The 21,681-nt window shown below is 42.1% G+C and carries 18 protein-coding genes and 1 pseudogene; 7 read left to right on the forward strand and 12 right to left on the reverse strand.

Features of this window, described 5'->3' with window-relative positions:
* Positions 1-50: 50 nt before the first annotated feature.
* Positions 51-374 carry a thioredoxin family protein gene (locus HWQ36_RS25960; protein WP_292708226.1) on the reverse strand — a complete coding sequence of 108 codons (324 nt, stop codon included), beginning with the start codon at positions 372-374 and terminating at the stop codon, positions 51-53.
* Between the two features lie 243 nt (positions 375-617).
* On the opposite strand from HWQ36_RS25960, the gene HWQ36_RS25965 reads away from it, so the two are divergent.
* Both HWQ36_RS25965 and hetF read left to right on the forward strand, forming a co-directional pair.
* Complete coding sequence (locus HWQ36_RS25965) at positions 618-752, forward strand: hypothetical protein (protein ID WP_292708228.1); 135 nt, start codon at positions 618-620, stop codon at positions 750-752.
* Between the two features lie 1,832 nt (positions 753-2,584).
* Entirely contained in the window at positions 2,585-5,113 is a 2,529-nt protein-coding gene (hetF, locus tag HWQ36_RS25970; RefSeq protein ID WP_292708230.1) for a cell division protein HetF, read from the forward strand.
* On the opposite strand, the gene HWQ36_RS25975 is transcribed toward hetF, so the two are convergent.
* The 4 genes and pseudogenes from HWQ36_RS25975 to HWQ36_RS25990 form a co-directional block, all read right to left on the reverse strand.
* Positions 5,089-5,298, reverse strand: a complete 210-nt coding sequence (locus HWQ36_RS25975; protein ID WP_292708232.1) for a hypothetical protein — start codon at positions 5,296-5,298, stop codon at positions 5,089-5,091. The two genes, hetF and HWQ36_RS25975, sit on opposite strands and share 25 nt — an antisense overlap.
* A 15-nt stretch (positions 5,299-5,313) precedes the next feature.
* A pseudogene (locus HWQ36_RS25980) lies at positions 5,314-5,941 on the reverse strand (Uma2 family endonuclease).
* Positions 5,942-6,145: 204 nt separating this feature from the next.
* Complete coding sequence (locus HWQ36_RS25985; RefSeq protein WP_292708234.1) at positions 6,146-6,769, reverse strand: Uma2 family endonuclease; 624 nt, start codon at positions 6,767-6,769, stop codon at positions 6,146-6,148.
* A 127-nt stretch (positions 6,770-6,896) separates the two neighbouring features.
* The gene (locus HWQ36_RS25990; protein WP_292708236.1) at positions 6,897-7,442 is read right to left on the reverse strand and encodes a hypothetical protein; all 546 of its coding nucleotides are present in this window, start codon (positions 7,440-7,442) and stop codon (positions 6,897-6,899) included.
* A gap of 93 nt (positions 7,443-7,535) precedes the next feature.
* On the opposite strand from HWQ36_RS25990, the gene HWQ36_RS25995 reads away from it, so the two are divergent.
* Both HWQ36_RS25995 and HWQ36_RS26000 read left to right on the forward strand, forming a co-directional pair.
* Positions 7,536-7,826, forward strand: coding sequence for a hypothetical protein (locus tag HWQ36_RS25995; RefSeq protein ID WP_292708238.1), 291 nt, complete (start codon positions 7,536-7,538; stop codon positions 7,824-7,826).
* Positions 7,826-8,143: a type II toxin-antitoxin system VapC family toxin gene (locus HWQ36_RS26000; RefSeq protein WP_292708240.1), complete on the forward strand. Its 318-nt coding sequence runs from the start codon at positions 7,826-7,828 to the stop codon at positions 8,141-8,143. Before HWQ36_RS25995 ends, HWQ36_RS26000 begins: the two co-directional genes overlap by 1 nt.
* Before the next feature lie 211 nt (positions 8,144-8,354).
* Here HWQ36_RS26000 and HWQ36_RS26005 read toward each other — a convergent pair whose 3' ends face one another.
* Both HWQ36_RS26005 and HWQ36_RS26010 read right to left on the reverse strand, forming a co-directional pair.
* The gene (locus tag HWQ36_RS26005) at positions 8,355-9,173 is read right to left on the reverse strand and encodes a type 1 glutamine amidotransferase (RefSeq protein ID WP_292708313.1); all 819 of its coding nucleotides are present in this window, start codon (positions 9,171-9,173) and stop codon (positions 8,355-8,357) included.
* 127 nt (positions 9,174-9,300) lie between these two features.
* Complete coding sequence (locus HWQ36_RS26010; RefSeq protein ID WP_292708242.1) at positions 9,301-10,638, reverse strand: Mur ligase family protein; 1,338 nt, start codon at positions 10,636-10,638, stop codon at positions 9,301-9,303.
* Between the two features lie 384 nt (positions 10,639-11,022).
* Here HWQ36_RS26010 and HWQ36_RS26015 point away from each other — a divergent pair, with 384 nt between their 5' ends.
* Positions 11,023-11,610: a thylakoid membrane photosystem I accumulation factor gene (locus tag HWQ36_RS26015; RefSeq protein ID WP_292708244.1), complete on the forward strand. Its 588-nt coding sequence runs from the start codon at positions 11,023-11,025 to the stop codon at positions 11,608-11,610.
* Between the two features lie 299 nt (positions 11,611-11,909).
* A complete protein-coding gene (locus HWQ36_RS26020; protein WP_292708246.1) occupies positions 11,910-12,518 on the forward strand; it encodes a hypothetical protein in 609 nt (202 codons plus the stop codon).
* A 250-nt stretch (positions 12,519-12,768) separates the two neighbouring features.
* On the opposite strand, the gene HWQ36_RS26025 is transcribed toward HWQ36_RS26020, so the two are convergent.
* The 5 genes from HWQ36_RS26025 to HWQ36_RS26045 all read right to left on the reverse strand — a co-directional run bounded on the left by HWQ36_RS26025 (position 12,769) and on the right by HWQ36_RS26045 (position 20,671).
* Positions 12,769-17,022 (reverse strand): PAS domain S-box protein, encoded by a 4,254-nt coding sequence (locus HWQ36_RS26025; protein WP_292708248.1) that lies wholly within the window; start codon positions 17,020-17,022, stop codon positions 12,769-12,771.
* A gap of 386 nt (positions 17,023-17,408) precedes the next feature.
* Positions 17,409-17,819: a CpcT/CpeT family chromophore lyase gene (locus HWQ36_RS26030; protein WP_292708250.1), complete on the reverse strand. Its 411-nt coding sequence runs from the start codon at positions 17,817-17,819 to the stop codon at positions 17,409-17,411.
* A 128-nt stretch (positions 17,820-17,947) separates the two neighbouring features.
* Positions 17,948-19,126 (reverse strand): 8-amino-7-oxononanoate synthase, encoded by a 1,179-nt coding sequence (gene bioF / locus HWQ36_RS26035; RefSeq protein WP_292708252.1) that lies wholly within the window; start codon positions 19,124-19,126, stop codon positions 17,948-17,950.
* 154 nt (positions 19,127-19,280) lie between these two features.
* Positions 19,281-19,913: a Holliday junction branch migration protein RuvA gene (ruvA, locus tag HWQ36_RS26040; protein WP_292708254.1), complete on the reverse strand. Its 633-nt coding sequence runs from the start codon at positions 19,911-19,913 to the stop codon at positions 19,281-19,283.
* Complete coding sequence (locus tag HWQ36_RS26045; protein ID WP_292708256.1) at positions 19,913-20,671, reverse strand: sucrose-phosphate phosphatase; 759 nt, start codon at positions 20,669-20,671, stop codon at positions 19,913-19,915. Before HWQ36_RS26045 ends, ruvA begins: the two co-directional genes overlap by 1 nt.
* A gap of 360 nt (positions 20,672-21,031) precedes the next feature.
* On the opposite strand from HWQ36_RS26045, the gene HWQ36_RS26050 reads away from it, so the two are divergent.
* Entirely contained in the window at positions 21,032-21,490 is a 459-nt protein-coding gene (locus HWQ36_RS26050; protein ID WP_292708258.1) for a hypothetical protein, read from the forward strand.
* Positions 21,491-21,681 lie beyond the last annotated feature (191 nt).

The following is a 21,681-nucleotide window of genomic DNA, read 5'->3' on the forward strand; positions in this document are numbered from 1 at the left end:
ATTGGGTGAGAAGCCCACACTGTACTGCTTGCAGTCAGTGTGGGAGTATGTCACTTCTGATTAGCTGTAGAATCCAGAACCTCTTGCAGACGGCTTCTAAACTCCCCTTTGGGATGACCTCCTTTTACTTCACCCACAATCTGAAATTCCCCTTCTGGAGAATTGCAGATGATGTAAGTAGGCCATCCCATTTCTGATTTATCGGGATACTGAGTTAATAAAATCTTGCGATACTTGCGGTAAGCAGTCGTATCCTGCATTTTCACATCAATAAATTCTAAACCCAGTTCTTCAGCCACCTTTTTGTCGTAAAAAGACATTTTGTGGCAGATGCCGCACTCTTCTGAAGAGAACTTAATTACAGCTAAACTCATGGGTTGGCTACTCTTTGATTATTCTAAGCAAAGTTTTTTAGCATAATGCCATGAAATATTACCATATCGCTGGTTATTAGTGTCAACTTAAAGCTGAAACCCTTATCCAGGGTATTTTCGTGCTTCTTTTTCTATGTTTTTTGGTAGGTAGAGCTTTTAGTACACTCTGATTCGGAAGCTGAAAGTAGCGATCGCTAGCAGACAAATAGTTAAACGCCAAAATATAGAAAAAAAATTAAGAATGTGATTAAATATCATAGCAATCATTTTGATGTGGCATCTCTAGCTCACAATAAAAAGAAAGCGATTCAGGAATTGAGTGAGCAGGTTATGCTCTATCCTGGCAGCAGTAACAACAAGAGTAGTGGTGCATTCTAGTTACATCAGCAGAAAATGCTGGGGCGATGTCTAAGACAAGCTGCTACGTGTTTACACAAAAACCCCCGATGAGCGTTAGCCAACCAGGGGAGTTAGTTATCAGGGTGCATCTACCAATTAAATGTTCTCAAGTTAAACACCATATTCCGGATAATTTGGATAAAGGCTAGTTATTTTTTAAAATAAAAAACCCCCAGATGATGTTAGTCTACTAGGGGAGTTAGTTATCAGGGTGCATCTACCAATTAAGTGTTCTCAGGTTTAACACCATACTCCGGATAATTTGGATAAAGGCTAATTATTTTTTAAAATAAAAAACCCCCAGATGATGTTAGTCTACTAGGGGAGTTAGTTATCAGGGTGCATCTACCAATTAAGTGTTCTCAGGTTTAACACCATACTCCGGATAATTTGGATAAAGGCTAATTATTTTTTAAAATAAAAAACCCCCAGATGATGTTAGTCTACTAGGGGAGTTAGTTATCAGGGTGCATCTACCATTAATGTTTTCTAGGGACAGCGAGTATCTTCCGGGGAAAATGGCAAAAATCAGGGTTAATGGCCATGTCTAGGACGGGCTACGCTTACTTAACTAGAAAAAAACCCCCAGTGGGTGTTAGCCGACCAGGGGAGTGAGTTATCAGGGTGCATCTATTAATCATCTTTTCTAAAGTAAATGGGTCGCTACCGGATAAAATAGCAGAGGTTGAAGTTATTGTTTGCTCACCAGAAAAAAACCTCAAAGAGTGTTAGCCAAACAGAGGGGTTAGTTATCAGGCATTGGTGTCAACTGAAGCTAAAATCCTTCAGAATCTCGTTTATCTGTAAATGATACTCATTGGGCTACTGGCGCGAATTCAGAAGGTGGTAGCCTATATGAGGATTAAAAGCAGAGATTCTTAAAGAGCAATCTACCGAATAAATTGGCGATCGCCAGAAAAAAATCCTCAATGGGTGTTAGGGAACTAGGGGAGCTAGTTATCAGGGTGAATCTACCAATTAAATAACCAGTTTGCCTTAAAAATTTGATGCGTCAGAAATGATTGCTGCTTGCTTCCTTCATAAAAAAACCCCCGGTGGGTGTTAGCCAACCAGGGGAGCTAGTTATCAGGGTGCATCTACCAATTAAGTGTTCTAGGTTTAACCACCATGCTCCGGATAAATTTACTAGAAAGGCAATACTACTCTTTCTAAGATACAAGGTTGGGTTGAAGGTCGTGAAACCCAACAAAGTCCTGAAAATGTTGGGTTTCGTTCCTCAACCCAACCTACCCTGGATTGATTTTTTAGGCAAAACCTACGCAGTATTGATTAGAAAGATGTGTCAACGAAACTCTAGTAGAGATTAAAGGACTTCTAAATAAAAAACATCCCAAATTATTCTTGTGAGATGGGTGTCTCACCCGTCCCATATTTAGGGCGGGCAGGATGCCCACCCCACAAGATGGATAATTTATTTCTTGGAAGTCCCTAACTGAATTAGGGGAGTTAAAAATCAAGGGACATCTATCTAGTAATCAAGTATTCTAGGATTAAGCACTATTTTTTGGTGAAGAATATCTGCGTTAAAAGTTGCTGTTGTTTGCCAAAATTGAAAAAAACCCCCAGTGGGTGTTAGCCAACTAGGGGAGTTGAAGATCAAGGTGCATCTACCAATTAAGTGTTCTAGATCCAAGTAATCCGATCCGGATAAAGTTGTAAAGGCAGAAAAAGCAAAACAACACCGAATCAGAAACATTCAGGGGTGGGATGCATCTAAGTTATCAGAGGGAGCAAATCGACTTGAAACTTTCGCGTTTCAAACCAGATTTAGGAGGCGGACAGGAGAAGTTGTGACCCAGGAATTTCACATTTCCGTAACCCCAGTAGGGCAAAATGACTACTTGGTGCGGACGGAACAAGTCGCGCCTGGGGTCCCATTGGCAGAAGAATTGGTGACTTGGCCTATAGCTGATTGGTTGATAGCTGCTGGGCATTTGATGAATGACCCGTTGAAGTCGGTGTTGCAGGGAGATCAATTTACATCTGGTGGGCACGAAAGCAATATCGCCAGAAACTCTGTAAACTTGGTGGCGTTGGGTCAACAATTTTATAACGCCTTATTTCAAGGCACTCTCAGAGATAGTTGGATTACTGCTCAAGGGATTGCCCAGAACCACCAACAAGTACTACGCTTACGCTTGGGGCTAAAGGACACTAGGTTAGCTCGTCTGCCTTGGGAAGTGATGCACGCAGGCGATCGCCCCCTGGCTACTGGGCCTTATGTGGCTTTTTCTCGCTTCCAAAGTGGGATTTTGGGGGGTTCTCCTTTGCGATCCCTGCGGGGGGCTACGCCTACGCACAATACTTTCACATCACGAGAACAAGGTAGTGTGAAAGTATTGATGGTAATTGCTTCTCCCTCAGATCAAGTGCGTCTTGACTTACAGAAACAGGAAGCGATCAAACTGCAAGCGGAACTTCACCGTCAAACATCACGACTTACTGAAGGTAACAATCGGTTCCCAGAAATTGAACTTACTGTATTAGACCAACCAGGACGGGAAGAACTGACGCAAGCTTTAGAACAAGGCAGATACCAAGTTCTCCACTACTCTGGTCATAGTAACTTAGGCGGCAATGGCGGAGAAATTTATCTTGTTAGTCGCAGAACTGGCTTAACGGAAATCTTGAGTGGAGACGATCTGGCGGGTTTGCTCGTCAACAATAATATTCAAATGGCAGTGTTTAATTCCTGCTTGGGGGCGTACACAGCTGCATCCGATCCTTCTGGAGATACGGGTGAACGTAATTTGGCAGAAAGTCTGGTGAAGCGCGGAATTAGAAGCGTTTTGGCTATGTCAGAACGCATTCCTGATGAAGTGGCACTGACACTTACGCAATTGTTTTACCGCAACTTGAGTCAGGGATATCCAGTAGATTTGTGCGTTAGTCGGGTACGCCAAGGATTAATTTCTGCTTATGGTTCTCACCAGATGTACTGGGCATTACCGATTTTATATCTCCAGCCAGAATCTGACGGTTTTCTCAGTGAAGAAATTGAGGTATCCGAAAGTACAGACTCACGGAACCAGTATAGTTCACCTTTAGGAATAACTTCCACGATGTATTCTGCGATGTCTACGACGGGCTACGCCAACGCAGATGATAGCGATATGCCTTTAGGAATGGAAGAAATGATTCCTGCTGGTTTGGCGCATGACTCTTCTGGGTTGGACTGGCTGGGTGAGGATACTTGGGGCGATCTCGTTGATGAAATTGAGTATGATGACCCAAGTTATGAAGAAGATTCTGCGATAGTTTCGGATTTGTTTCGTCAGCTAGATAACCAAAAAGCTGCAACTGAACTGGATCGAGAAATTCCAGAAAATAATTTTCAGCAAAGCCAGGTTTCAGAAGAAATGACTTCTCTAGAAGAAGAAGGAGATTTGTGGGGAGAAGTCCCAGCACCACCTCCAATTACTGGTAAATTTGAAGGAAATCGGCAAAATTCTGAGTTTTCGCGTTCGCAACCATCCCTACCAAGACATCGTACCCAACGCCGCAAGTTGTGGCCAATTGTGGGTATTGTGGGGATCAGTGCGTTAGCAGCTGCGATCGGTTTAAATTGGTGGTGGCAAAATCGATCCCAGCAGGCAACTCTGCCTAACATCCCAGTAATTCCCACTGAGTCTTCACTCATTCAAAAGCAGCAAAATATCGATTTACAGACAGCAGCCACTGGAATTGTCACCGCCACCGCCACAGAAAAATTGAGCCAGGGCGATTTACAACGTGGGTTGTTGGCTGTAGAAGAATTACTCAATCGTGGCGCACTAGCTGCGGCGGAAACTGCCCTTAAACTCGTTCCAAGTAAGCAAGTTGACGATCCATCTGTCAACTTTTATAAGGGACGATTAGCTTGGCAGTCTATTGAGACTGGAGACAATAACTATAGCGTCGATGATGCCCGCCGTTACTGGGAAACTGCTGCAAAAGCTAAACCAGAATCGCTTTTGTATAATAACGCTTTAGGATTTGCCTACTACGCAGAAGGCAATCTAAATCGAGCCAATGACTCTTGGTTCAAGGCTTTGAATTTAGCTCTCAAAGAACAAAATACAAATTCAAAGACAGCAGTTCCTGAAGATGCTTTAACTTCATACGCTGGTTTGGCTCTTGGATTGTATAAATCTGCACTTAGTCAATCTAGTGGTAAGCAGACACAGTATCTTAATGAAGCGATCAAGTTGCGGCAAACCGTTCTCAAGTCTGATTCAGTCAATTTCCAGGTTGATAAATTAGCTAAAAATTGGCTGTGGACAGAAAAGGCGATTGCAGATTGGCGATCGCTCCTTCAGGAAAAAGGTGAAGAACAGTAAGATGTTGGAGTGGAGCGATCGCTCTGTTGATTCACGCTGGCGATCGCTGTAATGGTTGTCTTTGCATCTGAAATAGGCTTGGGCTTATCTGAATTCTCGGATGCTGGGACTCCATAAAAGAATAGAAGTAATACAAGCACAAACGCTGCAAATGCCCCTGTAGCTTTAATATTAGTTTTACTCAAAGAGTATGTGTGCTTCTAAATTTCTCCAGCCCGAAAAATCTGTTCAGCAGTTAAATTAAACTCTGGGAACGCTAGCGACTGAATGCGATCGCTTCCCCTAAATTGCCTAACTTGATACTCGCCTTCAATTAGTTGGTAAATTGAGATTGTTGGTTGTTTAGGATTGCCGATAAAGCGCCTACCACCTAAACCTAGATAGTCTACAATCCAATATTCAGGTATTCCGATTTCTTCGTATTTACCTGCTTTGGTAAAATAGTCGTCTCGCCAGTTGGTACTTACCACTTCAATTACTAAAGGAATTGATGCCGCTTGGCTTATAGTAGATTCTTTTTTCCACAGAGGTTCATTTACTAAATTAGAGTTTAGAGTTATTCAACAAAAGTACATCTGGTGAGTAAGCTGCTTCACTCTGAGTCGGTTTAATAAAAGCTGTTTTGGGGATGAAATAAGGTAGTTTTAAACGTTTGTATTCTGTAACTATTTCCCCAACTAAAAATCCAATAATCTGTTCATGATCGCCTGTGGGAGGAGCCATTTCAACAATTACTCCGTCATGCAGTTCATAGCGTCGTTGTGAGTTTTCTGGATACCAAGCGATAAATTCATCAAATGTTACTAGTTTGCGTAAGGTTTGCGTCATACTTTCCTCTTGCTTTAGCGTTAAGTAAAACCTCAATCTGTGAATGCAATACACTTTGACCTCTCTCCAAACCTCTCTCCTAAAAGGAGAGAGGCTTTGAATATTACTCCCCTTCCCTTGTAGGGAAGGGGTTGGGGGTTAGGTCTATACTTGCACTCAACCCAGAAGCGCTATATATAAAAATTTAAACCTTAGCCACCTAAATTACGCGACTTCTCCAGCCTGAAAAATCTGTTCAGCAGTTAAATTTAACTCTGGGAACGCTAGCGACTGAATGCGGTCATTTCCCCTAAATTGCCTAACTTGATACTCACCTTCAATTAATTGGTAAATAGAGATTGTTGGTTGTTTAGGATTGCCAATAAAGCGCCTACCACCTGAACCTAGATAGTCTACAATCCAATATTCAGGAATGCCCAAAGACTCGTAATCTTCTAGCTTTAAAGCATAATCATCACTCCAGTTGGTTGAAACAACTTCTACAACCAACTTGACGGAAGTACCCTGCGTGATGATGGATTCTTTTTTCCAGCGTGGTTCATCCCTAACAGCTTGTCTATCAATAACGATGACATCTGGTTCATAACCGGAATCAGTGTTAACTGACTTGATGACGCATTCTTTAGGGATAAAGCAAGAGATGGACAAACGGGTGATTTCAATAAACAAAGAACCATTGATGAATCCAGCTATCTCTGAGTGCTTCCCTGTTGGCTTCGGCATTTCAACAATTACCCCATCATGTAGTTCATAACGCCTGTCTGAAGATTCGGGATACCAGGCGATAAATTCATCAAATGTTACTTGTTTGGCTAAGGCTTGAGTCATCGGTTCCTCTTGCTTTATGTCAAATATTGATGCTTTTTTTGAGAGAAAACTAAGAAATTATATGTTTTTAAACATTTGGAATGCCCCTTGTTGGAAGATATTCTTGCCAGGTATTTTTATCAGAATACTATTGTCTACCTGCTGCTATCAAACGCTGATGCACTAAATACTGAAATTGATAGAGATAAGCGGCAACAATTACTCTGATTATAGTTGGGACTATCAGCAGAGATTGCGCTTGAGTTTTAAATAAAGTGAACACACTCAATAAGTCAGGAGATGGCGAGAAAAGCATTATAAGACCAAATGCTATTACCGATGAGAGAATATTGACCAACCAGCCATATAAGCCTTCCCACCAACTTATAAAACTAGGAAAAACTCCTGTTGCTAGCTCTGTTTCTGGTAGTCTACTCTCAGGAAAGAAGCTATCTAAAAATCGATGCAGCCAATGGTGAAAAAATGCCAATAGCACAATCGGAAAAAGTTGGGCGAGTAAACTAAATAAATACGCTAACTTGACAAAAATAGGCTGGGGTAGGAAGTGAGCTAGGATGGAAATAATTATCCAAAGATAGACGATCGCATACTGGAAACCAATCATCAACAAAATCAGAGCGATCGCATTTACCCAAAACCGGGGAGTAGGAATCCAAGATGGCCAACTTTGCATAAATTTTTCTCTAGTGTATGAAAAGCTTTAATCGTAGATGAATTGAAAGATTTTGGTAAATTTTTACTATTCTATAATTTCCTGGGGGTAAAAATGGAAACGAAGAAATTGCGAACGCATATTGGCACAGATGGGATATTGCACATTCAGACACCCACTGATTATAAAGATACATCTGTAGAAGTAGTGGTAGTTGTGCAGCCGTTAGATAAAACAGACCTTGCATTATGCGATGACACTGTACTGCAATATAACGCTTGGGGAAAGCCGACGACAAAAAAATTGATTCAAGAAGCAATTGCCAAAATGCAACAACTGCGGCGAGAAGTAGCTTTAGATAAAACCTCAATCCGCGAAATGCTTGAAGAGGGGCGAAGATTTTAATGCAGTTTGTTTTAGATTGTTCTGTAGCAATTAGCTGGTGTTTGGTGGATGAAAACGATGATTATGCTAATGCCATACTCGCAATGATGCCATATTCTGAAGCTTTTGTACCAGGAATTTGGTCGCTGGAGATTGCTAATACCCTTGTCGTGGCTGAACGACGTAACCGTATAACACAGGAACAATCTGAGCAAGCTATTTCTTTGTTACAGTCACTGTTAATTCAGGTTGATTTAGTTACGGATGCAAAGGCGTTGGATGCAACCTTGAAGCTAGCACGACAGGAAGGTTTAGCAGCTTATGACGCAGCTTATTGAGAATTGGCGTTGCGGTTACAATTGCCGTTAACAACTCTTGATACTCGGTTAGCAGAGGCGGCGACTCGTTGCGGTGTGGGGTTAGTCGTTGTTAACGAGGAAACATGAACTCAAGGCTGAGTTGGGGCTTTTTCACCCCTTCCCAATATGAAACCGAAACCGGGGAATTACGTTCCCTGTGAAAATCAGGGAACGAGAAAAACATGAAAATTTAAACTTTAGCCGCAGCAACACTTGGTAAACTTACTTTCAACCGCTTTAACATCGCTTCCCGCGCTTGTATAGCAAGATTATCATCTAAAGGTTTTAAGGTAATTTCCTGTTGATACTTTAGCCGCAATGCTGTTTGAATTAACCAATCGGCGACAAAGGGATTTTTCGGTAATAAAGGGCCGTGGGAATAAGTAGCGATCGCATTCTGATAAAATGCTCCCTCAGTCCCATCTTCACCATTATTTCCCAAACCGTACACCACTCGCCCCAAAGCTTCCACTTTCCCCAACTTGGTGCGTCCACCGTGATTTTCAAAGCCTACCAAATATGGTGTAGTACCTGTCATCTCTTTTAAATCTTGCGCCAGACGGGAAGCTGTCACTTCAATTACCAAGTTACCAATACAGCGCTTAGTATTTTCACCAGGATGGACGGAAACTAAATCGAGTATTCCTAAACCATCAATCCGTTGTCCCAAGCCTGGTTCATAATAATGTCCCAGCAGTTGGGGTGAACCACAGGTAAAGACACCTGGTGTGCCATTTTCGATTTTTTCGCGCATTGCATCAGCTTTTGCACCTTGCAAATCACGCATGACAATTTCTTGCTGACGGTCTTGTGCGCCACCACCAACTATGACATCTACAGTTTTAATATCTGCGGCTGTAGCATTTTGGTCTAGGGGTAACACTTTAACATCGTATCCCCGCCACTGAGCGCGACGTTCTATAGTAATTACATTACCGCGATCGCCATAAGTACTCATCAGCGTCGGATAAAGCCAGCCTATTGTTAATTCCAAATTTTGAGAACTCATATTCATAATTCGTAATTCGTAATACTTCGACTTCGCTCAGTACAAGTTCGTAATTCGTAATTAAATTGGGCGTTGGGAACTGGGGAATGGGAAAAATTTCTCTAATTTCTACTCCCCACTGCCCAATTTAAAGAATTTTCCGACCAGTCAGAACTTCTCGCACTTCTAGCATGGCTGAGTAGGTGGGCAGAATGTGCAGAGTTTCATTCTCTGGTGTATGCTCTAATGCAGTTGCGATCGCTTGTCGCAAATCTTCTTCCACAATTAAATTTAAGTTACTCTCAGGGGACTTTTGGCTGTAACGTAGACGTAGTGCCATATCGTAGACGCGATCGCCACTCACTACTAAAGTCCCGCCGCGTTCGACTAATTTCTCGGTATCCACGTCCCAAATCCAGGATACATCAGTGCCATCGGGCGTGCGATCGTTCAATACTAGCAGTGTGGTTTTATCTGTGCTTTGAGTAACTACGCGAATGGTTTCATTCGTTCCCACAGGATTTTTTGATAACAATATCCTCACTCGTTTACCGTTAATTACTAAATCTTCTGCACGACCAAAGGCAGCTTGAAAATTGTTAATAGTATCCCTAATTGTTGCTTCATCAACTCCTAGCTCAATAGCCGCAGTAGCAGCAGCTAAAGTATTATATTTGTTGTACAAACCAACCAGAATTTGCGACCATTCATTACTTTCTAGAGTCGGTTTACTTTTAGTAAAACCACACTTGGGACAAGTGAAATCTCCCAGATGAGACAAATAGACACCCTTGTAATCTAGAGAATGTCCACATTTGGGACAATAGATAGAATCAACAGCGTGAGGAATAGCTTCTAGATAATGTTCTGGTTCATTTAAGCCAAAGAATAACACCCGTTGCGGTAACTGCTGACCGAGGTTAGATAAAGTTGGATCGTCAGCATTAGGAATTACGACCGTTTCTGTTGGTAGGGTAGAAATAACTTTTGTCCAACGCTTACTAATTGTATCTACTTCGCCGTACCTATCAAGCTGGTCGCGGAACAAGTTTAAACAGAGAATGATTCGCGGCTGGAGTGGCGCTAATACTTTCGGTACAATATTTTCATCAACTTCCAAAATGGCGTAATCAGTATTTAGCGTACCTAGTAAGTTGGTGCTTTCTAACAGCGCCGTCATCAAGCCATTTTCCAGATTTGCACCTGTAGAATTATGAGTGACGCGATAACCCTTACGTTCTAGGATTGTACATAAAAGCAGCGCTGTAGTTGTTTTGCCGTTAGTACCAGCAATTAAAATCACACCGTTTTTAACTTGCTGACTCAATAATTGTAAAAGTCGGGGTTCAATGCGACGAGCAATCGAGCCTGGTAATACACTAGCAGCACCCAGACGCAGCGATCGCACTATAAACGTCACACTTTTTGCCACTGACACCGCGAAACCCAATCGCAGCCTATCTATAAATTGAATTTTGTTTCCCACATCGGTATCCTAGTCTTCTGGCGTTGCTAATTGAAAGTATTTAATTGCAAATTTAATATGCGTGAGTTTAGCGAATCCTGACTGAAAAAGCCAGCCTTAAAATTAAGATGCAGGAAATGAGGCAGGGGGCAGGGGCAGGGGGCAAGGGGCAGGGGGTAGGGGAGAGTTAGAATCTCGTTCATCCACCTCGGAACTGGATTAATCCACCTTAGAACTGCATTAATCTACCTCAGAACTCCGTTCATCTACCTCATCCACTTACAAGAGATAATCTCAGTAGGCGTTATCTTAAAAAATAGTGTGTGGGCGTAATTACATATCCAGCCCAGTTTGCCGAATTCAGCACAAACTCACGACAAGTAGTAGCTTGCAAGGTTCCTTTTGATGAATAGCACAAAATTTCTTTTTTTACATAAACAAATTACTGGCTGGCAAAGGTGGTTGTCCAAATGCCTGTTGTTGCTGGTAAGTCTTTTCATTATAAGTACGCAACCTGCATACGCTGGTCTCGATAATGATTTATATGATGGCAACATCTTCGTTGTTTATGCTGGCAACGGTTCATTGGTTCCTCCCAGACAGACACTCGCACAAACTTTAGCGAAACATAAACCGATATTTTTGGCTTTTTATTTAGATGACAGCAGTGATTCTAAAAGATATGCCATTTCTATCTCACGGGTACAGGAATTCTACGGTCAGGTAGCAGAGATTATGCCGATTAATGTAGATACTATCCCGTCTAAAGAAACTTACGACCCTACAGAACCAGGATATTACTATTCTGGGGCTGTTCCTCAAGTCATGGTGTTTAATAAAGCAGGCGAGGTAGTTTTGAATAAAAAAGGTCAAGTACCTTTTGAAGAAATAGACGATCAATTTCGCAAAATCTTTGATTTATTACCACGCACGGAAACAGCACAGCTAAAGCGACGAGCTTTTAATGAGTTCAGTAGTGAGTTAGCCAGATAAGTTATGGGGTAGACCAAATTGGTCTGCCCTAGTTTTTCGTGCTATCTGTTACTACATTTCTGCCGATGGCAAAGCATAATATAGTGATCAGCTTTGATTATTGAACTGACTTGCGTAGGTTGGGAGTAGGGAGTGGGGAGATGTGGTTCGACTTCGCTCACCAACCGGGAGTGGGGGGAGTAAGGTGAGCAGGGGAGGCAGGGGAGGAAGAACTATTGACCAATGACCAATGACCAATGACTAATGACCAATGACCAATGACTAATGACCAATGACTAACTAGAGTAGAGTGTATTCTGATGTCAAAGGTTTACACGACCCAGGAGCTAATTCAAGTTTTGGCAGCCGAACGCCAGGCTTGCCTCAACGGAAAACGCCTAAAGTTAGAGATAACAGTCTCTGGCAATCCCGTAATTGACCAGTTTATCAAGACTGATGGGCTGCAACAATTCACAGCTTATCAAGATTTCAAAGCTGCAATTCACGATTATCAAAAAGAAAATCAAGTTTCAGGCATTATCTGGCGGGAGGTGACAGTTAAGGGTAAAAACTTGAACTATCCCGAAGTAAATACTGATTTAATAGCTCTTGCTAGTGACTTAGAGATATTAAAAGCTGCTAAAAATTCCATTGTGGAATTTTGGTATGAAGTCTCTATGAGGATGGATTTATACTTGAGTTTTAATAATAGTAAACAATACCAACAAATTGTCACATCTGATGTAGAAAGAATTGTTCAGAGAACAGAGTGGGCAAGTTTGTGTAAGTGGGAAAATTCAAGTTTTTTGGAAATGATTTTGCAGCTAGGATGGGGTAAACCTGAAGAAGCTTACTATAAACGAGGAAGACCGGGATCGGGTAGTGAATATATCCATGCAGTCAATCCTGGTAATCGCCCCATTGGGTAATTCGTAATTCGTAATTCGTAATTCGTAATTCGTAATTCGTAGTTTACATTAGGAAAGTTAGTCTTTAATTAGGGGGACAAGCCGGGGTAAAGATGTCTAAATTAGTCTTGCTCGTAAATAAGGTTAAGAGGATGTTTTAAAAGTAGTTAGCTGTGACTTTAATCGAATTAATCCCCCCTTGGTAAGGGGGGAAACAAGATTTATGCTCCCAAGCACATTTATATGTAGGGTAAAAATTACGAATTACGAATTACGAATTACGAATTATTTTATTGATCGCTGTAGCTAAATCTACTGGATCTACGGGTTTAGGTAGGTGTTTTTGAAATCCTACTGCCATTGCTTGGTTGTAGTTAATTTCTCCAGCATAAGCTGTTAATGCGATCGCAGGAATTTGCCCGCCTTGCTCTGGTGGTAATTTTCTCACCTCGCGCAGTAGCATGTAGCCATCCATTAAGGGCATTCCAATATCGCTTAACAGAATATCTGGTTTGGATTGGGCTAGTGTTTCTAGTGCTTCGGCTGCTGATTCAACTGCGGTTACAGTCGCGCCATATTGTTCTAGGGCAAAGCTAAAAAATTCTCGCACATCGGCTTGATCGTCTACAAGCAGGATTTGGACTCCAGCAAGTAATGTGTCGTCATTACTAAGTTCTGCTTGAGAAGCCTCATCACTGCTGACTCGCAACTCAGAATTTTTCAGCAAAGGTAGTCTGACTGTAAAAGTAGCCCCTTGCCCTTCCCCCAGACTCTCTGCCTGAACCGTACCACCGTGAAGTTCTACTAAATGGCGCACAATTGCCAGCCCTAATCCCAGTCCGCCAAATACTCTGGTTGTCTTAGCATCTGCTTGTCGGAAGTAATCAAAGACGTAGGGCAAAAATTCCGGGATGATTCCCTTACCTGTATCAATCACCTGAATTTGAGCATCTAACCCAACTTGCTCTAGACGGACTTCTACAACTCCTTCTGTGGGTGTGAATTTAACGGCATTGGAGAGGAGATTCCACATCACTTGTTGTAAGCGATCGCTATCGCCGAGAACTTTGCCGATATCATTACTTAATACCGTTTGAATTTGAATTGATTTGGCTTCCGCTGCTAAACGCACTGTTTCTAGTGCAGATGCGATCGCTATTTTCAAATCCACTGCATAAAGATTTAACCTCACCTTACCTTGTAAAATCCGCGAAACATCAAGTAAATCTCCAATCAATTGGGTTTGTAACTTGGCATTCCGCTCGATTGTTTCCAATGCCCGGATTTTCGTGGGTTCGTCGAACTTGCGGGTTCTGAGTAGCTTTGCCCACCCTAAAATCGGATTCAAGGGAGTTCGCAGTTCATGGGAAAGGACAGCGAGAAATTCATCTTTGATGCGGTTCGCTGTCTCAGCTTGGGCCCTGGCAGTCTTTTCGGCTTCGTAAAGTTGAGCGCGAGCGATCGCTTGGGCACACTGCTGTCCCAGTGTCAACATAAATCCCCGGTCTTCTTCGTTAAATATTTGTTCAGTGGTAAAGCTTAATCCCAGTGCCCCAATTATTTTGCCTTCTGCTATCAAGGGAATGGAAGCCCAAGAATTATTCCCTATAACAGTCACAACATTTGCTAAGTCTGGATATCTAGCAATCATGGCTGCTAAATTTTCTAAAAAAATCGGCTGCCCAGTTCTGACTGTTTCTGCTATTTGGTTAGATGATGTGATGGGAAAAGTTGCCCAAGTATTTATGAGTGTTTGCGGATAGCCAATTGCTTGCACAACTTTTAGGGTAGTATCCCCCTCAGTAAGTAAGACAACGGAACCACCAGTTGCTTGCAAGGCGGTAATGCCTTGGTTCACCACAACATCGGCTACCTGTTGGGGAGTTAAGGCTTCCGAGAAGGCAGCAGTTATTCTTTGTAAAAGGATGGTGCGATTCACAGACCTTTCAGCGGCCTGTTTTGCCTGTTGAGTTTCTTGGTAGAGTCTGGCGTTGTCGATGGCTATGGCCGCCCGACGAGCAATATCTTCAGCTAAAGCCAAGTCTGTTTGTTGGTAATACCGGCCTGACTCGGCTGTGAAAAAAGAGATTGCTCCAAATAATTGCCCACGGGAACGAACTGGAATCACCATGAGAGAACGAATACCCAGACTTTGCAGTAATTGCAGATGTTCGTTATCTTCAGCCATCTGTAAAAGATGAGAGTTAGATAATTCGGGATAAAAGACAGATATACCTAGCCGTAGCTGCTGTACAAGCTGTTTGGCTCTATTTTGGGGTGGATAGCGCCGTCGGATTTCGTCTAAAGTATTTAGTTTTGTGGGATCGGCAATTGCGATCGCAATTTGTTTACTTGACCAATCTTGCTGGAAAACGTCTACAATACACCAATCAGCTAAGGTAGGAACTGCCAGATTAGCCACACTTTCTAAGGCAATTTCATAATCTAATGAGGCAGCGAGTAAGGTGCTGGCCTCGACTAAAAACTGTTGTGTTGTTTCAACTCGTTTGCGTTCACTAATATCCTCAATAATGCCTAACGCATACTTTGGTTGTCCGTTAGTATCCCAAACTGCTGATGAAGTTAGGTTTACCCAAACTATAGAACCATCTTTGCGGATGTAGCGCTTCTCTAGGGAATAACCACTAATTTCTTTTGCTAAAACTCGCCGAGCATTTTCCCAATCAACTGCTAAGTCGTCAGGATGGATAATTTCCTGGAAGTTCATTTGCATTAACTCTTCATGGCTGTATCCAGTAATTTCGCACAGAGCAGGATTAATTTGCAGAAATTGTCCATCCAACGCAACTAGAGTAATGCCCACAGCTGCTTGGTTGAACATTGTTCTGAACCTTTCTTCGCTTTCTCGCAAAGCCACTTCTGTTTGCTTTGCTGCTGTCACATCTGCCAAAATAATTCCAATTCCTACTGTTTCACCCATTGCGTTGTTGACTGGGTAATAGTTGCCTAGCCAGTAGCCGTAACGTCTTGGTTGTTCCCTTGTCACACCGCTAATTTCTACATTCAGCAGTGGTTCTCCAGTATCCAAAACGTGTTGTAACTGTTGCTCCAACTCAACCGCCATGGCTGGCAACACTTCCTCAAATTTTTGTCCTAGATGTTCTTCTATAGTCAAACCGTTAATGTCAGCGAAAACTTGATTAATTCGGATATATCGCAGTTCCCGATCCAAAAAGCATACGGCAACGGGAGCGGCTTCTAGCAGCGCATCTAGAAGAGATAGAGATTCGGCGTAATGGAGTAAAGCCTGCTGGATATCTCGATAAAGTCGGGCATTTTCCATTGCTAAGGCTGCACGGTGGGTAATATCTGTTGCTAAAGTTAGGTCAGTGCGATCGTAACGACGGTTTGATTGCGTGCTGATAAAGCTGATACACCCAAGAACTCGCCCTTGTGCGATTAGGGGCACAATCATCACAGACTTCATCCCCAATTGCCGGACAAGTTCTAAGTGTTCTTGATTCTGAGTGCTTGCCACTAATAACGAGTCAGATATTTCTGAGATTAATTCGCTTTGCCCGGTTTGCAGTACTTTAGTAATTGCACTTGCACCCTTGTAATCTGTAACATACTCCTGAAGTTTACGCGCCAACTCCGCTTTGGATGGGTCTGCATAGGCAATAGGTAGGCGGCGAATGGAACCATCTTCATTTAAGATGTCAACGCTACACCAATCAGCTAGCTGGGGAACTGAGATTTTGGCAATTTGTTCTAAGGTTTCTTCATAATCTAGAGAAGTAGATAGAACGCTACTAACTTGCACGATATAGCGGAGTCTTTCTTCAGCTTGCTTGCGCTCAGTAATACTCACAGCCGCACAAGTAATACCATAAATATTATCGTCTGTATCTTTCAGTGGTTCAACCAGCAAATCATAGTAACGATCTTCTTTGCAAGTTGTCAGATAAACCTCTTCACGGGTTGAAACACCAGTCTCTATTACCTTCAGCTTAATTGCCTTCAATTGCTCTGCTACTGAAGCCGGAAATAATTCATCATCAGACTTACCTAAAATTTCCTCAGAAGTATCTAAACCTTGAGGATTATGAATCCACTGATATCGCAAATCTCGATCTTGTTGAAAGACTATAATATCTGAACTGCTTAACGCTAATCGAAATCGCTCCTCATTAAATTTTAGCTGTTGTAGATTTTTATCACCCTGTTTTTTAGCAGTCTTTAATGCCTCACATAAGATACTAAAGAGCAATCCTTGTAATGCAAACAACCCAATTCGCACAGAATTAGATAGGTCAAAACTCAGCTCATAAGCTGGCGGGAGAAAGAAGTAATTGCTCAGTAATGCAGACAAGAAAGTTGCTAATAGCCCTGATTTTAAACCACCATACCAAGCACTCACCATTACAGCGCTAAAAAACAGCAAGAAAGGAGTTCCACTCATGCTTAACCAGGGGTCTAGCATCAACATTAACACTAATGCAAATGTGACAATTAATACAACAATGCCATAACGCAGTAACTGGGAATAATGAATATGGGGCATGAAAATGTCTGAGAACAACCAATACTTATTGCATAGGCTCTACATACCCTAAGCTAGTTTTCAAGTTTTAGTAATTTATCTCTAGATAGATTTTTTTGAGTTTTAAAAACCTCTTTTGCTAGAGGTTAATTATTAATTTATATAGTATACGAAGGCAGAATTTGTCATGGATATTCTATATCCATAACATTGATTTGCCGATTATAAATACTCAATTTCAAGCAATACAGTGGGTCAAGTTTATAACAAATGCCAAAATAAAGATAATTTTAAATATCCCAGATATCCTCTGGTTTCATCTCCAACACCAAATCTGATTATCCTGAATGTTGTTGTTAGTAAGGTTAGTTTTGTAAGACTGTTTGCACCCATGCTTCTTTTTGAATTTAGGAAAACCTACACTCTGATGAACTTAGGCGTAGGTTGGGTTGAGGAACGAAACCCAACACCAACAATCTCTGATTTTGTTGGGTTTCACTTCGTTCAACCCAACCTACGAATATTTTATTTTTTCGGAGTAATAAAAGAGCGTTAGGAGAGTTATTCCCAATGTAGTCAATCGGTTCCCACAAAAGTTCCAAATTGCAGCTTGTTGCTAAAACTTTGCTAGAGTCAAGAGTATGTTCCGAATCTGGTCGATTACATAATCCAGTAACAGAATAATTTGTATCAAAGGCACGAATGCTGAGATTCACTGCTGAATTCTCTTGGCTAAAAGAATAAAGACGGAAGCGATTAATACTTTTTTGTTCAAGATAAATATTCTCTATTCCAGTTACAGGGTTAGTATTGGTCAATTCCACACTACAACTTGACCTTTTTTTAATTAAAATTTAAAAATTAGTGAAGAAGAATAATTTTTAATTAATTAATTTTGGGTACAAGCCCCCACTGATTGCAATTTTTAATTAATAATTTTTAATTTTTAATTGGAGCGAAGCGACTTGACATCCTTCAGTACTGCTACCAATTTTTCAATATGTGCTGCTTCATGAGTTGCCATTACAGATATTCTAATTCGACTTGTAGGCACTGTAGGGGGACGAATTGCTGGGGCAAAAATGCCAGCATCTTTTAGCTGTTTTCCAGCTTTGAGGGCATCTGTGGCATTAGGCAATTGAAAACATAATATGGGTGATTCAGAAGGCAGCAATTTTAAGTTAGGCAACTGTTGCAGCAAAGTTTTCAAGTAATGTATATTCCCCCACAATCGGGCACGGTGTTGCGGTTCTTGTTGCACTATCTTGATTGCTGCTAAGGCCGCTGCTGTATCAGCAGGTGAAAGCCCAGTGGTATAAATCCAACTGGGGGCGCGGTTTTGCAAAAAGTCAATTAAGGCGCTACTTCCGGCTACATACCCGCCTAAACTACCCAAAGCTTTACTCAAGGTGCCAATTTGAATTAATTGCTTTCCTGTACATCCAAAATGCTCAACACACCCAGCGCCAGTTGTTCCTAGTACCCCAGTGGCATGAGCTTCATCGACTAGCAGCATACAGCCAAATTCGTCAGCCAGATCCAACAGTGCGGGCAACGGACATAAATCGCCGTCCATGCTGAAGACAGTATCAGTCAGAATCAAACAGCGTCGGTAATTTTGCCTCTGCTGATTCAGCTGGGTTTTTAGTACTGCTATATCACAGTGCGGGTATTCCACAACTGTCGCACCGCTAAGAATCGCTCCATTTTTCAGACTGGAATGATTGTATTGGTCAGAGAAAATTAAATCACGCTTGCCCACAAGAGCGGTAATTGCACCCAAATTAGCTAGATACCCGGAACTAAATACCAAGGCATCTTCTGTTTGTTTGGTAGATGCGATCGCCTTTTCTAACTCCCTGTGCAATTCTCGATGTCCACTGAGTAATCTAGAACCAGTACTACCAGTGCCAAATTCTGCGATCGCAGCAGTCGCAGCTGCCATCAACCGCTCATCCCCAGCCAATCCCAAATAGTCATTGCTGGCAAAATTAATTACCTCTTGCCCAGCTAAAACCACCGTTGCACCCGGACGACCGTTGATAGGTTGTACCGAACGATACCAGTCTGCCCGATGAATTGTTGCTAAGGACTGTTCTAGCCAGGCATAAGGGTTGGTGGGCATGGGGCAGGGGGCATGGGGAGTGGGGCAGGGGGCAGGGGGCAGGGGGGAGATGGGGGAGATGGGGGAGATAATAACTAATGACTAATGACTAATGACTAATGACTAATGACTAATGACCAATGACTAATGACTAATGACTAATGACTAATGACAATTAAACTTGTTCGCTACTGAGATGAGCGATCGCTTGTTTAATCCAATCTTCGACGTAGGCATCTTTGGGTAGGCCGATATCTTCACTTACCACATGCAGGGCATGACTGACTTCATGGGCAGTATATCCCAAGGCGAAGAGGGTCATTTGTACCTCTTCGAGAATTCCTGGTGCTGGCCCGCCTGTGGCGACGAAGAACCCGGCTGATTTGCGCCACTCGACTAATTTGCTTTTCAATTCCAAACAGATGCGCTCTGCGATTTTTTTACCGACACCGGGAGCCTGAATTAAGATTTGTGTATTGCCAGCGATAATTGCTTGGACTAAATCTGGTAGTTCCAGAGTGTCCAGGAGGGCGATCGCTAAGGCTGCACCAATTCCTGTGACAGTCAGCAAGTGGCGAAATAAATCGCGTTCGGCTGGGGAAGCAAAGCCATATAGAAACGGCACTTCTTCCCGAATTTGCAAATGGGTAAAAATTTGCGCCACTCCTCCCGACTCTGGTAACTGGTTTCCTAGCCGTTGGGGAACTTGCAAATCATACCCCAAGCCATTCACTTCCAGAGTCAGAATCACGCGATTAGCGCCAATTGTTTGGATACCAGCGACTATACCTTTTAGATAACTAATCATTACAAGAGACCAAAATAATTTAAGCCTTCAATAATTCCACCTGCACAAAAACATGAAGCCAGGTAGCGGTGTGTAGCGGGATACTCATCGTGCCATTGGAGTAACTCTTTTCGGGCATTCCCCACAATGATTCCCCGTTCGTTGCCTACAGCAAATAAAGCAATATCATTACCCGAATCACCACAGACAACTGTTTGTTCTGCTGCAAATTTCCACTTCTGACGTAAAAACTGCATTGCCTGACCTTTATCGCTGCTATGGGGTACAATGTCAAGGTCAATACCGCTACTGTAGATTAACTTTACATTTAATTTAAATTTCTGCAACTCTACTTCAAGTTGTGGTAGAACATTCGCAGATACTTCTTGCTCTAAAAAAAAACTCACTTTGAAGGGACGCTGTTCTGAATCTGGTTGCCGAACTAACTCACGGTATTTTCGGGTAATAGATAATACAGTTTCCCGTTCCCATCCCGGAGAAAGGATTTCTGACCAATCTGAGTCTGGAGTATCAGTACCATCAAGATAAATTTCTGTACCTACAGAAAGGACGAGTGCATCTGGTTCCAAGAGATTTTTTTGAGTTTTGAGTTCTTTGTAAAGTACAGGCGATCGCCCGGTAGAATAAACAATCTTAGTGCCGTATTCTTGGCGATGTCTCTTCAGCAGTTGATTTAGTTCTGGTAAAGCACTGTCATCGCCGACGGTGCGATACACGAGGGTGTCATCTAAGTCGGTTACAAACAGAAATGGTTTCATGATTAGAACTCTTGCAAAATTTCGTTATTCTACCGTGTGAAGGGACTTTTGCAAGAAGTTTGCTTGCTAAAAACAAAACAAGTTGAAAACTTGCGCTTACCGCTAATCCTTGCAGGCTAAGTGGGCTTTAAACCCGTTTTTCCAGTAACAACGTGAGTTTGACAGACCTCTCCCTCCCAGCCTCCCTCTCCTAAAAGGCGAGGGAGGAGTAACGAGAAAATAGGGTTTTTGCTCCCCTCTCCTCGTAGGAAAGGGGCTGGGGGAGAGGTCAAAATAGCACTCGTCGAACTCACGTCAGTAACAAATAGATTTATAAGTTCATTATAATGATTGCTGCAAATGCTTAAACGTTTCTTATATATGGAAGAGCATTTGTTGCAAAGTATTAAACATTTGCAACAACTAATTATACATTTGCTGCAAATGCTTAAGCGTTTCTTATATATGGAAGAGCGTTTGTTGCAAAGTATTAAGCATTTGCAACAACTAATTATACATTTGCTGCAAATGCTTAAGCGTTTCTTATATATGGAAGAGCGTTTGTTGCAAAGTATTAAGCATTTGCAACAACTAATTATACATTTGCTGCAAATGCTTAAGCGTTTCTTATATATGGAAGAGCGTTTGCAACAAATGCTCAAATTTTGGCAACTAATGTTTAAATTTGAGCGATGTCGAAAGAGACTTAGCACCAAAAAACAATGTAGAGACTTAGTTCTACGTCTGTTTCGCTTAATGCACTACGATAAAATCAATTTAACGGGTCGCGGAAATCCCCATCTTCAAGGTATTCCTAAGATGGGGATTGTGAGCGGGTGACGAGTCACCAAAATTTTCTGGTAAGCTAAATAGTATCTTGACCATCAATGCCATAAGCGAAAACCAAGCTAACAGGTATATGTTGCAAGAAGAAGATTTGGGTCTTGGGAACCAGGACTCCTGCCCTTGGAGGGAATGTCAGACTTTCTAGTACTACGGAGTTCTGGAGGCTATTCCCGATGAATTGGGAA

Origin of the sequence: Nostoc sp. NMS2 (genome assembly GCF_017115105.1) — a bacterium.
GTDB lineage: Bacteria > Cyanobacteriota > Cyanobacteriia > Cyanobacteriales > Nostocaceae > Nostoc.